An 11,729-nucleotide genomic window follows, 5' to 3' on the forward strand; every position below is an offset into this window, starting at 1 on the left:
GCCCGCCCGGGCTGCGCGCCGCTGCATCGAGACCCTCCCCGTGCCCGACTCGCCTGATCGCTTCACCCCCGCCTTCGGCCTTGGCAACCCGCACCTGCAGACCCTGTGGGGCCCTCTGTGGCGCCCGACCACTCATCTTGAGCGCCAGCGCGAACGCTTGTGGCTGGACGACGGCGACTTTCTCGACCTGGACTGGCACGGCCCCCATAGCGCCGACGCGCCCCTGGTGCTGGTGCTGCATGGTTTGACCGGTTCCTCCAACTCGCCTTACGTGGCCGGCCTGCAGCAGGCCCTGGCAACCCGGGGCTGGGCCAGCGCGGCGCTGAACTGGCGCGGCTGTTCCGGCGAGCCCAACCTGCTGCCCCGCAGCTACCACTCCGGGGCCAGCGAAGACCTGGCTGCAGCCATCGCTCACCTGCGAGCCAAGCGCCCCCAGGCGCCGCTCTATGCGGTGGGCTACTCCCTGGGGGGCAATGTGCTGCTCAAATACCTAGGGGAAAGCGGCAGCGACAGCCCGTTGCAAGGCGCCACGGCGGTGTCGGTGCCGTTTCGCCTGGACCAGTGCGCCGATCGCATAGGCCAGGGCTTTTCCAAGGTCTACCAGGCGCACTTCATGCGCGAGATGCTGGCCTACATCAAGGACAAGCAGCGCCAGTTCCAGCACGACGGCCGCCACGAAGGCCTGGCCACCCTGGCGCAACTGGGGCCGCTGACCAAGATGCGCACCTTCTGGGACTTCGACGGCCGGGTCACCGCGCCGCTGCACGGCTTTGCCGATGCCCAGGACTATTACCGCCGCGCCTCCAGCCGCTATTTCCTGGGGCAAATCCGCACCCCGACCCTGATCATCCAGGCCGCGGACGACCCCTTTGTATTCCGTCACAGCCTGCCCGAAGCCAGCGAGCTATCCGCCAGCACCCAGTTCGAGCTGCAGGCCAAGGGTGGCCATGTGGGTTTTGTCGACGGCAGCCTGAAACACCCCGGCTATTACCTGGAGCGGCGGATCCCGCAGTGGTTGGCTGGCCTGGATCGCCATGAATAAGCCAGCCCGGGAATCGATCCGCTTCTGGCAGAGTGCGCCCCTGGCCGGGGTCGAGTTGCTGGCCGCGCGTTACATCGAGCAGCGTTTCGTGCCCCATGTGCATGAGGGCTATGTGATCGGCATGATCATGGCCGGTGCCCAGCGCTACCGCTATCGCGGAGCCGAGCATTTGGCGGGCAGCGGCACCCTGGTGCTGATCAACCCGGACGAGCTGCACACCGGGGCCAAGGGCGTGGAAGACGGCTGGCTGTACCGCGCCTTCTACCCGGAGAACCAGCAGATATTCGGCCTGCTGGATGAACTGGAACTGCCCAGCGGCAGCCTGCCGGCCTTCGGCGCCACCTTGTACCGCGATCCGGACCTGGTACAGGGTTTTGCCCGCCTGCACCACCTGCTGGAAAGCCCGGCCACGGCCCTGCAACAACAGACCCAATGGCGAGAAATGCTGCTGTTGCTGTTGCAACGGCACGCCGGAGTGCGGGCACCAGGTGAACCCGGGCAGGAACACCGGGCCATCGTCCAGGCCAAGGAGTTGCTGCGCTCGCAGTTGGCGGCGCCGCCTTCACTGGAGGAACTGGCAGCAGCGGTGAACCTGTCACCGTTCCATTTCGCCCGGGTGTTTCGCCGGGCTACAGGGATTCCGCCCCACACCTGGTTGATGCAACAGCGCATCGCCAAGGCCCGGGCCTTGCTGCGTGATGGCTGCCTGCCCCTGGAAGTGGCGACACAACTGGGGTTTGCCGACCAGAGTCACCTCAGTCGGCAGTTCAAGCAGGTGTATGGGGTAGCGCCGGCGGCTTATCGCAGTGCCGTTCTGCAGTAGGGCGGTGCGGCTTTCGCGAGCAAGCTCGCTCCTACAGGTTCGCGGGGGCCTGCGGGCCGTAGGAGCTGGCTTGCCAACGAAGGGGCCACGGGTAAAGGCCGTCAGTCACCGGTGGCGACAGGCCGCTGCGCATCGGTGATCCACTCGCTCCACGAACCGGCATACAGCCGCCCCAGGGGGTAGCCGGCCAGGCTCAGGGCGAACAGGTTGTGGCAGGCGGTGACGCCAGAACCGCAATAGGCCACCAGTTGCTGCGGGTCACGCCCGGCCAGTTTCTGCGCGAAACGCTGCTTGAGCTGATCGGCCGGTAGAAAGCGCCCATCCTCCCCCAGGTTGTCGGTGAACGCCGCGCATTGCGCCCCGGGAATATGCCCGGCCACCGGGTCGATGGGTTCCACTTCGCCACGAAAGCGCGGCAAGCCACGGGCATCCAGCAGGGTCAGGTCCGCCTGGCCCAGGCGCTTGCCCAGGTGCTCGGCATCCAGCAGCAGGCTGTGATCAGGGTGCCCGACGAACTGCCCCGGCGCGTTTTCCGGGGCATCCAGGCTCAGCGGCAGGCCAGCGGCGTGCCAGGCTTTCAGGCCACCATCGAGAATGAAAACGCCATCACGCTTGCCCAGCCAGGCCAGCAACCACCAGGCACGAGCGGCGTAGGCACCGGGACCATCGTCATAGAGCACGATCTCGCTGTCGTTATCGATGCCCCAGGCCTGCAGGCGCGCCACCAACTGCGCGGGCTCCGGCAACGGATGCCGACCGGTCACGCCCTTGATCACCGGCGCGCTCAGATCCCGGTTCAGGTCCGCGAAATGCGCCCCGGCGATATGCCCGTCGGCGTAACTGCGCTGGCCGTAATCCGGGTCTTCCAGAGCAAAGCGACAATCCAGAATCACCAGGCCGGGCTGCTGTTTCTTCTGGTCCAGGGCAAGCGGGCTGATCAACTGCGCGAGGGGCATGGCGGGCTCCTGTGAATAAGTTGGAGGTTGATCCTACTGCACTTCTTCCAGGGCTTGGGCCAAGGGCACATAAAACTCTTCGAACAGGCCGTTGACCGCTTCCCGGGCCTGGTCGGTGACGAAACCGGCCTCCAGCACCAGCACCTGGTACACCCCGCGCTTGATGGCTTCTTCGCTCAGGTGCGTGGAGTTTTCCCGGGTCGTGCACAGAAAACGCACCCAGGAGGTGAGGATGATCCAGGCATTGAGGGTCAGGGATTCGATCTGCACCTTGTCCATGGCGACGATCCCGGCGTCGACGAAACGCCCGTAGATGGCCATGCCCTGGATCAGGCAGCGCTGGGAAAAGCGCCGGTAGCGCGCAGCCAGCTCGGGGTCGCTGTCCAGCAGGTGCTCCAGGTCGCGGTGCAGGAAGCGATAGCGCCACATGGCCGCCAGCAGAGCCTGCAGGTAGTAGCGCTTGTCTTGCACGGTGACCGCGCGCCCGGGGGGCGGTCGAAGGAAACTGTCCACCAGGCTTTCGTACTCGGCAAACAGCACGGCGATGATCGCCTGCTTGTTAGGGAAGTGGTAGTACAGGTTGCCCGGGGAAATCTCCATGTGCGCCGCAATATGGTTGGTGCTGACGTTACGCTCGCCCTGCTGGTTGAAGAGTTCGAGGCTGAACTGGACGATGCGTTCGCGGGTTTTTATGCGTGGGGCCATGGGCGTGGGCTTTAATCAGAAGGCTGGCGTGCATCTTACGTTCTATCCCCCCGGGGATAAATCGCCACCGGCGCAGGAGGGCAATTGACATTTTAGAGCATAAGCTCTAAAAAACTAGCCACCTTACAAAGACGGAGCCCGTCCATGTCTGCCGAAATCGCTTACCTGCAGGATTCCCTTCAGCAACAGGACGAGCTGCTTGAGCTGTTCGAAGCCCAGCGCCGGGCCTTTGCCGCCAACCCGATGCCCCCCGCAGCGCAGCGCCAGCAATGGCTGAAGGCACTGCAGGAGCTGCTTAACAACGAGCGCCAGGCCCTGATCGATGCCATCAGCCAGGACTTTAGCAACCGCAGCGCCGACGAAACCCTGCTGGCCGAGCTGATGCCCAGCCTGCACGGCATCCACTACGCCAGCAAACACCTGAAGAAATGGATGAAGCCGTCCCGCCGCGCCGTGGGCCTGGCCTTCCAGCCGGCCTCGGCCAAGGTGGTCTACCAGCCCCTGGGGGTGGTCGGGATCATAGTGCCGTGGAACTACCCGCTGTACCTGTGCATGGGCCCGCTGGTGGGGGCGCTGGCCGCCGGCAACCGAGTGATGCTCAAGCTCAGTGAGTCCACCCCCGCCACCGGACAACTGCTCAAGCAACTGCTGGCCCGGGTCTTCCCCGAGGACCTGGTGTGCGTGGTGCTGGGCGAGGCCGAGGTGGGCATGGCGTTTTCCAAGCTGCGCTTCGACCACCTGCTGTTCACCGGCGCCACCAGCATCGGCAAGCACGTGATGCGCGCCGCCGCGGAAAACCTGACCCCGGTGACCCTGGAACTGGGCGGCAAATCCCCGGCCATCGTCTCCAGCACCGTGCCCCTCAAGGACGCTGCCGAACGCATCGCCTTCGGCAAGACCCTCAACGCCGGGCAGACCTGCGTCGCCCCTGACTATGTACTGGTACCGGAAGAGCGCGTCGGCGCCTTTGTCGAAGCCTATCGACAGGTGGTGCGCGGTTTCTTCCCGACCCTGGCGGACAACCCCGACTACACCGCCATCATCAACCAGCGCCAGCTGGCGCGGCTCAACGGTTACCTGAGCGACGCCACCAGCAAGGGCGCGCAGCTGGTGCCACTGTTCGAGCAGAGCCAGGAACGACGCCTGGGCCACAGCCTGCTGCTCAATGTCAGCGATGACATGACCGTGATGCAGGACGAGATCTTCGGCCCGATCCTGCCCATCGTGCCCTACCGGACCCTGGACCAGGCCTTCGCCTATATCACCCAGCGTCCGCGCCCGCTGGCGCTGTACTACTTCGGCTACGACAAGGCCGAGCAGCAACGGGTGCTCAACGAAACCCACTCCGGCGGCGTGTGCCTCAACGACACCCTGCTGCATGTGGCCCAGGACGACCTGCCGTTCGGCGGCATCGGCCCTTCCGGCATGGGCCACTACCACGGGCATGAAGGCTTCCTGACCTTCAGCAAGGCCAAGGGGGTGTTCATCAAGCAGCGGTTCAACGCCGCCCGCCTGATCTACCCGCCGTATGGCAAATCGATCCAGAAGCTCATCCAGAAGCTGTTCATTCGTTAACCAGTACAACGCCGGGTAATAACAACAATGACCCCTAGCCTGTCTGAAACACCCGCGCTGTCACGGCGCGGCCTGCTGAAAATCGGCCTCTGCGCCAGCGCTTTCCTGGCCACTGCCGGGCTCGGCGCCAGCCTCAGCGGTTGCTCCGCCAGCACGCCCGCCAGCGGTTTCACCATGCTGCGCAGCAATGACCTGCCGTTCCTGCGGGCGCTGATCCCGGTGATGCTCGAAGGCGCCGTACCGGCGGACAAGATGCCCGCCGCCATCGAAGGCACCCTGGCCAATCTGGACAACGCCCTCAATCACCTGTCGACCGAGATGTTCAAGCTCACCCAGCAGCTGTTCGATGTACTGGGCATGGCGGTCACCCGCGGCCCGCTGACGGGGATCTGGGGCAGTTGGGAAAACGCCAGCGCGGATGACATCCGCAATTTCCTCAGCCGCTGGGAAAACAGCTTCCTGGCCTTGCTGCGCATGGGCCATGCCTCGTTGCTGCAACTGGTGATGATGGCTTGGTACACCCGGCCCGAGTCCTGGGCCCATTGCGGTTATCCCGGGCCACCGAAGGTCTGACCGGCCTTTGTAGCCGCTGCCACAGGTTGCGAACGAGCGGGACGCTCGCGGGGCACTGGGGGTTCGGCTGCAGATCGTCAAACAAGGCCCTGGGGCCTTTTCGCAGCTTCGCAGGCTCAGCAGCGGCTACAGTGGATGCGCGCCGAGCCATCAATAATAAGAGAGCACCCGATATGCCTGTACCTGATCTGTTCCGCGAAGGCCTGAATCGTGGCTGGAAAACCTACAACGGCTCGCAGTTGGAGCAGGACCTGACCCTGGAAGCCGATGTCGCCATCATCGGCAGCGGCGCCGGGGGCGGCACCACTGCCGAGATCCTCAGCGCCGCCGGCTACAAGGTGCTGCTGATCGAAGAAGGCCCGCTCAAGACCAGCGACGACTTCAAGATGCTCGAAGACCAGGCCTACACCAGCCTCTATCAGGAAGGCATCGGGCGCATGAGCAAGGATGGCGCCATCACCATCCTCCAGGGCCGCGCCGTGGGCGGCACTACCTTGATCAACTGGACGTCGAGCTTCCGCACGCCTGACCCGACCCTGGAGCACTGGGCCCGTGAGCACGGGGTGGTGGGCCACAGCTCGGCCGAAATGGCGCCCTGGTTCGAGAAAATGGAACAGCGCCTGGGCGTCGCGCCCTGGGTCATGCCGCCCAACGCCAACAACGACGTGATCCGCAAGGGCTGCGAAGCCCTGGGCTACAGCTGGCACGTAATTCCGCGCAACGTGCGCGGCTGCTGGAACCTGGGCTACTGCGGCCTGGGCTGCCCGACCAACGCCAAGCAGTCGATGCTGGTGACCACCATTCCGGCGACCCTGGAGAAAGGTGGCGAGCTGCTGTACCTGGCCCGGGCGGAGCGCCTGCAGATCAAGGACGACAAGGTCACCAGCCTGCAATGCCAGGCCATGGACGCCCGCTGCGTGGCCCCCACCGGGCGCACCATCACGGTCAAGGCCAAGCATTACGTGCTGGCCGGTGGCGGCATCAACAGCCCGGCCCTGCTGTTGCGTTCCGATGCGCCGGACCCGCATTCGCGCCTGGGCAAACGCACCTTCCTGCACCTGGTCAACTTCTCCGCCGGGCAGTTCGACGAGGTGATCAACCCGTTCTACGGCGCGCCGCAGTCGATCTATTCCGACCACTTCCAGTGGCAGGACGGCACCACCGGCAAGATGTCCTACAAACTTGAAGTGCCGCCCCTGCAGCCGGCCCTGGCCAGCACCCTGCTGGGCGGGTTCGGGCCGCAGGGCGGGCTGTCCATGGAGCAACTGCCCCACACCCACGCCATGCTTGCCCTGCTGCGGGACGGCTTTCACCCCGACAGCACCGGCGGCAACGTCGAACTGCGGGGTGACGGCACCCCGGTCCTCGACTATCAGGTTTCACCCTACGCCTGGGACGGACTGCGCCGGGCCTTCCACAGCATGGCGGAGATCCAGTTCGCCGGCGGCGCCAAGGCGGTCAAGCCGCTGCACAGCGATGCACGCTTCGCCAAGAGCCTCGACGAAGTGCGGGCGCAGATCGACGGCCTGGACCTGGCCCTGTACCGCACCCGCCTGGGCAGTGCCCACGTGATGGGCGGTTGCGCCATGGGCGAAGATCCGAAAACCGCGGTCACCGACAGCCTCGGGCGCCACCATCAACTGCACAACCTGTCGGTCCACGACGGCTCGCTGTTTCCCACCAGCATCGGCGCCAACCCGCAGCTGTCGGTCTATGGGCTCACAGCGCAATTGGCCAGCGCCTTGGCGGAGCGCCTGAAATCAGTGTGAAAAAGCGGGATATTCTCGTCGTCTATAGTGCTTTCTTCCCTAAAAGGCGACTTGGCCGACCGGGAAGGCTGCGATACCATCCGACTCCCCAACGGATTCCCGCCAGGACGACGCGATGAACCGAGTGTTGTACCCAGGTACCTTCGACCCTATTACCAAGGGCCATGGCGATCTGGTCGAACGCGCCTCGCGCCTGTTCGACCATGTGATCATCGCCGTTGCCGCCAGCCCCAAGAAAAACCCGCTGTTCCCCCTGGAGCAGCGCGTGGAACTGGCGCGCGAGGTGACCAAGCATCTGCCCAACGTTGAAGTCGTCGGCTTCTCCACCCTGCTGGCGCATTTTGCCAAGGAGCAGAACGCCAATGTCTTCCTGCGCGGCCTGCGGGCGGTTTCGGACTTCGAATACGAATTCCAGCTGGCCAACATGAACCGCCAGTTGGCCCCGGACGTGGAAAGCCTGTTTCTCACTCCGTCGGAGCGCTACTCGTTCATTTCCTCGACCCTGGTCCGTGAAATCGCTGCCCTGGGCGGTGATATCACCAAGTTCGTGCACCCGGCGGTCGCCGACGCGCTGACCCTGCGCTTCAAGAAATAAGCCGCGCGGCCCCGCACCGGGGCCCTCGCCTGACGTCAGCCATCGCGCCCGCGTGCACTGTGGGCGTCAATACGGCACAATTGCGCGCATTCGTTTTTACATGCCCGGGCCTGCCGCCCAGGCCGGAGTACCCCATGTCCCTGATCATCACCGACGATTGCATCAACTGCGACGTCTGCGAACCCGAGTGCCCTAACGCGGCGATTTCCCAAGGCGAAGAGATCTACGTCATCGATCCGAACCTGTGCACCCAGTGCGTCGGCCACTACGACGAGCCGCAGTGCCAGCAGGTGTGCCCGGTGGATTGCATTCCGCTGGACGAAGCCCGCCCGGAAACCGAAGAAGAGTTGATGGCCAAGTACCGGAAGATCACCGGCAAGGCTTGAGTGATATGGCGCCCTTTCGGCTCCCACAAACACCTGTAGGAGCCGGCTTGCCGGCGAAGCTTCTCAGCTCTGGCAACGCGGGCAATAGACACTGGCCCGCTGGCCCAGCTTGATTTCCCGCAGCCCGGTGCCGCAGACCTTGCAGTTCTCCCCGCCACGCCCGTAGACGAACAGTTCCTGCTGGAAGTAGCCCGGCTGGCCATCGCCACCGATAAAGTCGCGCAAGGTGGTGCCGCCGCGCTCGATGGCGGCCGCCAGGATGCGTTTGATCTCGATCGCCAGCTTCAGGTAGCGCGCCCGGGAAATCCCCTTGGCTTCGCGGCGCGGGTCGATGCCCGCGGCGAACAGCGCCTCGGTCGCATAGATATTGCCCACCCCCACCACCACCGCGTTGTCCATGATGAACGGCTTGACCGCCATGGAACGTCCGCGGGACAGCTGATACAGGCGCTCGCCGTCGAACAGGTCGGTCAGCGGCTCGGGCCCCAGGCGCACCAGCAATTCGTGATTCAGCGGGTCGTGGCTCCAGAGCATGGCGCCAAAGCGCCGCGGATCGGTGTAGCGCAGGGCCAGGCCGGACTCCAGCTCGATATCCACATGTTCGTGCTTGGCCGCCGGCAGCCCGACCTCCACCAGACGCAGGTTGCCGGACATTCCCAGGTGGCTGATCAGGGTGCCGACTTCGGCATTGATCAAAAGGTATTTGGCCCGCCGCTCCACCAGCACAATGCGCTGCCCGGACAGGCGCACGTCCAAATCTTCGGGGATCGGCCAGCGCAAGCGCCGGTCACGGACGATGACCCGGCTGACCTTCTGGCCTTCCAGATGCGGCGCGATTCCGCGCCGGGTGGTTTCGACTTCCGGTAATTCAGGCATATGCGCCCCTGGTACTCATCGCGAAATGAACGATCAGTGTGCGCCCAGCTCGCGCACGGTTTCCTTGAGGTTCTCGAAGTCGTAGTCCGACAGGCCGACGTAATCGAGAATCAGGTGGCCGATGCTGTTCCACTCGTGGTCTTCCACCTGGTTGCCCAGCACCCGGTAGGACGCGCAGATGTGCTCGGCCATCTTGAGGATCGCCAGCAGGTTCTTCAGTTGGCTGTTGCGCGAGGATTCGTCGCTGAAGATCGCCAGGGCGTTGTGGTGGTTGGCAATGGCGTTGGTCACGTGCTCCGGCAGGCGCCAGGATTTGGCCGTGTAGTAGCCGACCACCGCGTGGTTGGTATTGAAGGCACGGTTTTCCGTGTCCACCACCCGCTGCTCCGGGCCGGCGCTGCCGTAGGCCTCTTCCAGCACAGTCATGTAGTCGGGGAAGCGCTTGAGCATCAGCGGCACGCCGCAGTCATGGAACAGGCCCAGGGCATAGGCCTCGTCCACGGCCTGGGAGCCGGTGCGCTTGGCCAGGGTCAGGCAGGTCATGGCCACGTCCTGGGCGGTGTCCCAGAAGCGGTTGAGGGTGACGATGGTTTCATCGCTCATCTCGCCCTTGATCGACTGCGCATTGATCAGGTTGATGATCGAACGGCTGCCCAGGAGATTCACCGCCCGCTGGATCGAAGCAATCTTGTTGCTCAGCCCGTAATACGGTGAATTGACGATCTTCAGCAACGCGCCGGACAGGCCCGGGTCCTGGGAGATCAGCTTGGCGATCACCTCCAGATCGGGATCGGGCATGTACTGCTCCATCTGCAAATCCACCATGATTTGCGGTTGGGGCGGCACGCTGATGCCTTGCAGGGCCTGTTGAATCTGTTCGGCTGATAGCTCTTGGGACATAAGTACACGCTCTGGGTGAGCCGGGGATTCTAACCTCTAACACGGGAATGTTGGGCGACCGGACAGGAACTTTACCCAATGGTTGCAGCAAAGGGCTCCCGCCGCAGGTCCATTGGCCATCGCTTGCGCCCCGCGACGGGGTATAATCGCGCCCTTTTTTCCGGAGCGACGTCATGTCCCTGCCAAGCCTGCGCCTCAAAGCCAACGCCGATCGCCGCCTGCGCGCCGGCCACCTGTGGGTCTACAGCAACGAAATCGATGTAGCCGCCACCCCTCTGCACGGCTTCAAGGCAGGCGACCAGGCAGTGCTGGAAGCCGCCGGCGGCAAGCCCCTGGGCGTGGTCGCCATGAGCCCGAACAACCTGATCTGCGCCCGCCTGCTGTCGCGCGATGCCAAGCTGGCCCTGGACAAGTCGCTGCTGGTGCACCGCCTGAACGTGGCCCTGTCCCTGCGCGAGCGCCTGTTCGACAAACCGTTCTACCGCCTGGTGTACGGCGACTCCGACCTGCTGCCGGGCCTGGTGGTCGATCGTTTCGGCGACATCCTGGTGGTACAGATCGCCTCCGCGACCATGGAAACCCACAAGGACGACATCATTGCCGCCCTGACCCAGGTGCTCAAGCCCAGCGGCATCCTGTTCAAGAACGACTCCGCCGCCCGTGACGCCGAAGGCCTGGGACGCTACGTCGAAACCGTGTTCGGCCTGGTGCCGGAGTGGGTCGCCCTGGAAGAGAACGGCGTGAAGTTCGAAGCCCCGGTGATCCAGGGCCAGAAAACCGGCTGGTTCTACGACCACCGCATGAACCGTGCCCGCCTGGCGCCTTATGCCAAGGGCAAGCGCGTGCTGGACCTGTACAGCTACATCGGCGGCTGGGGCGTGCAGGCCGCGGCCTTCGGCGCCAGCGAAGTGTTCTGCGTCGACGCCTCGGCCTTCGCCCTCGACGGCGTGGAGCGCAACGCCGCGCTGAACGGCTTTGCCGAGAAAATGACCTGCATCGAAGGCGACGTCTTCGAAGCCCTGAAGGAACTCAAGGCCAGCGAAGAGCGCTTCGACGTGATCGTTGCCGACCCGCCCGCCTTCATCAAGCGCAAGAAAGACCTGAAGAACGGCGAAGGCGCCTACCGCCGCCTTAACGAGCAAGCCATGCGCCTGCTCAACAAGGACGGCATCCTGGTCAGCGCTTCGTGCTCGATGCACCTGCCCGAGGACGACCTGCAGAACATCCTCCTGACCAGCGCCCGCCACCTGGACCGCAACATCCAGCTGCTGGAGCGCGGCGGCCAGGGCCCGGACCACCCGGTGCACCCGGCCATTCCGGAAACCCGCTACATCAAGAGCATCACCTGCCGCCTGCTGCCCAACAGCTAAGCCACTGCCTGCCCAGGGACGCCACAGCATCCCTGGGCAACCGCTCGAGCGCCTCGCTCCCCTCTCGCTTCTCCCCTCTCGCCGCCCGGGCCATTGGATAACCCAGGGAAACCCGCGCTTATATACCTATGATCCATCAAAGTAACTAGCCAATATCCT

General features: G+C 64.5%; 12 protein-coding genes. 8 read left to right on the forward strand and 4 right to left on the reverse strand.

Annotated elements, in window-relative coordinates; genetic code table 11:
• Positions 1-40: 40 nt before the first annotated feature.
• Together AC1RCO_RS14245 and AC1RCO_RS14250 are read left to right on the forward strand one after the other, a co-directional pair.
• A complete protein-coding gene (locus tag AC1RCO_RS14245; protein WP_123472652.1) occupies positions 41-1,042 on the forward strand; it encodes a hydrolase in 1,002 nt (333 codons plus the stop codon).
• Positions 1,035-1,865, forward strand: coding sequence for an AraC family transcriptional regulator (locus tag AC1RCO_RS14250; RefSeq protein WP_077934911.1), 831 nt, complete (start codon positions 1,035-1,037; stop codon positions 1,863-1,865). Before AC1RCO_RS14245 ends, AC1RCO_RS14250 begins: the two co-directional genes overlap by 8 nt.
• 101 nt (positions 1,866-1,966) lie before the next feature.
• Here AC1RCO_RS14250 and AC1RCO_RS14255 read toward each other — a convergent pair whose 3' ends face one another.
• Together AC1RCO_RS14255 and AC1RCO_RS14260 are read right to left on the reverse strand one after the other, a co-directional pair.
• A complete protein-coding gene (locus AC1RCO_RS14255; protein ID WP_053160329.1) occupies positions 1,967-2,821 on the reverse strand; it encodes a sulfurtransferase in 855 nt (284 codons plus the stop codon).
• 33 nt (positions 2,822-2,854) lie between these two features.
• Positions 2,855-3,526: a TetR/AcrR family transcriptional regulator gene (locus AC1RCO_RS14260; RefSeq protein ID WP_011064038.1), complete on the reverse strand. Its 672-nt coding sequence runs from the start codon at positions 3,524-3,526 to the stop codon at positions 2,855-2,857.
• Positions 3,527-3,625: 99 nt separating this feature from the next.
• On the opposite strand from AC1RCO_RS14260, the gene AC1RCO_RS14265 reads away from it, so the two are divergent.
• From AC1RCO_RS14265 to AC1RCO_RS14285, 5 genes are all read left to right on the forward strand, one after another.
• Positions 3,626-5,101 carry a coniferyl aldehyde dehydrogenase gene (locus tag AC1RCO_RS14265; protein WP_258028609.1) on the forward strand — a complete coding sequence of 492 codons (1,476 nt, stop codon included), beginning with the start codon at positions 3,626-3,628 and terminating at the stop codon, positions 5,099-5,101.
• 27 nt (positions 5,102-5,128) lie between these two features.
• Positions 5,129-5,674, forward strand: a complete 546-nt coding sequence (locus tag AC1RCO_RS14270; RefSeq protein ID WP_011064040.1) for a hypothetical protein — start codon at positions 5,129-5,131, stop codon at positions 5,672-5,674.
• A 173-nt stretch (positions 5,675-5,847) separates the two neighbouring features.
• A complete protein-coding gene (locus AC1RCO_RS14275) occupies positions 5,848-7,443 on the forward strand; it encodes a GMC family oxidoreductase (RefSeq protein WP_492617813.1) in 1,596 nt (531 codons plus the stop codon).
• 115 nt (positions 7,444-7,558) lie between these two features.
• On the forward strand, positions 7,559-8,038 hold the full coding sequence (coaD, locus tag AC1RCO_RS14280) for a pantetheine-phosphate adenylyltransferase (RefSeq protein WP_003176711.1): 480 nt from the start codon (positions 7,559-7,561) through the stop codon (positions 8,036-8,038).
• A 134-nt stretch (positions 8,039-8,172) separates the two neighbouring features.
• A complete protein-coding gene (locus AC1RCO_RS14285) occupies positions 8,173-8,424 on the forward strand; it encodes a YfhL family 4Fe-4S dicluster ferredoxin (protein ID WP_011064042.1) in 252 nt (83 codons plus the stop codon).
• A 63-nt stretch (positions 8,425-8,487) separates the two neighbouring features.
• Here the strand turns inward: AC1RCO_RS14285 and mutM are convergent, their stop codons facing one another.
• Together mutM and AC1RCO_RS14295 are read right to left on the reverse strand one after the other, a co-directional pair.
• Positions 8,488-9,300 (reverse strand): bifunctional DNA-formamidopyrimidine glycosylase/DNA-(apurinic or apyrimidinic site) lyase, encoded by an 813-nt coding sequence (gene mutM, locus AC1RCO_RS14290; protein WP_011064043.1) that lies wholly within the window; start codon positions 9,298-9,300, stop codon positions 8,488-8,490.
• Between the two features lie 33 nt (positions 9,301-9,333).
• On the reverse strand, positions 9,334-10,146 hold the full coding sequence (locus AC1RCO_RS14295) for an HDOD domain-containing protein (protein ID WP_162865006.1): 813 nt from the start codon (positions 10,144-10,146) through the stop codon (positions 9,334-9,336).
• A 227-nt stretch (positions 10,147-10,373) separates the two neighbouring features.
• Here AC1RCO_RS14295 and AC1RCO_RS14300 point away from each other — a divergent pair, with 227 nt between their 5' ends.
• The gene (locus tag AC1RCO_RS14300) at positions 10,374-11,570 is read left to right on the forward strand and encodes a class I SAM-dependent rRNA methyltransferase (RefSeq protein WP_011064045.1); all 1,197 of its coding nucleotides are present in this window, start codon (positions 10,374-10,376) and stop codon (positions 11,568-11,570) included.
• The last annotated feature ends 159 nt before the right edge of the window (positions 11,571-11,729 follow it).

The organism is Pseudomonas sp. GW823-FHT03E05 (assembly GCF_058796855.1).

Excerpts from the sequence above, each read along its gene's own strand:
- mutM (WP_011064043.1), bottom strand. The coding sequence starts at position 9,300 with ATGCCTGAATTACCGGAAGTCGAAACCACCCGGCGCGGAATCGCGCCG.
- coaD (WP_003176711.1), top strand. The coding sequence starts at position 7,559 with ATGAACCGAGTGTTGTACCCAGGTACCTTCGACCCTATTACCAAGGGC.
- AC1RCO_RS14275 (WP_492617813.1), top strand. The coding sequence starts at position 5,848 with ATGCCTGTACCTGATCTGTTCCGCGAAGGCCTGAATCGTGGCTGGAAA.
- AC1RCO_RS14270 (WP_011064040.1), top strand. The coding sequence starts at position 5,129 with ATGACCCCTAGCCTGTCTGAAACACCCGCGCTGTCACGGCGCGGCCTG.
- AC1RCO_RS14250 (WP_077934911.1), top strand. The coding sequence starts at position 1,035 with ATGAATAAGCCAGCCCGGGAATCGATCCGCTTCTGGCAGAGTGCGCCC.
- AC1RCO_RS14260 (WP_011064038.1), bottom strand. The coding sequence starts at position 3,526 with ATGGCCCCACGCATAAAAACCCGCGAACGCATCGTCCAGTTCAGCCTC.
- AC1RCO_RS14285 (WP_011064042.1), top strand. The coding sequence starts at position 8,173 with ATGTCCCTGATCATCACCGACGATTGCATCAACTGCGACGTCTGCGAA.
- AC1RCO_RS14300 (WP_011064045.1), top strand. The coding sequence starts at position 10,374 with ATGTCCCTGCCAAGCCTGCGCCTCAAAGCCAACGCCGATCGCCGCCTG.
- AC1RCO_RS14255 (WP_053160329.1), bottom strand. The coding sequence starts at position 2,821 with ATGCCCCTCGCGCAGTTGATCAGCCCGCTTGCCCTGGACCAGAAGAAA.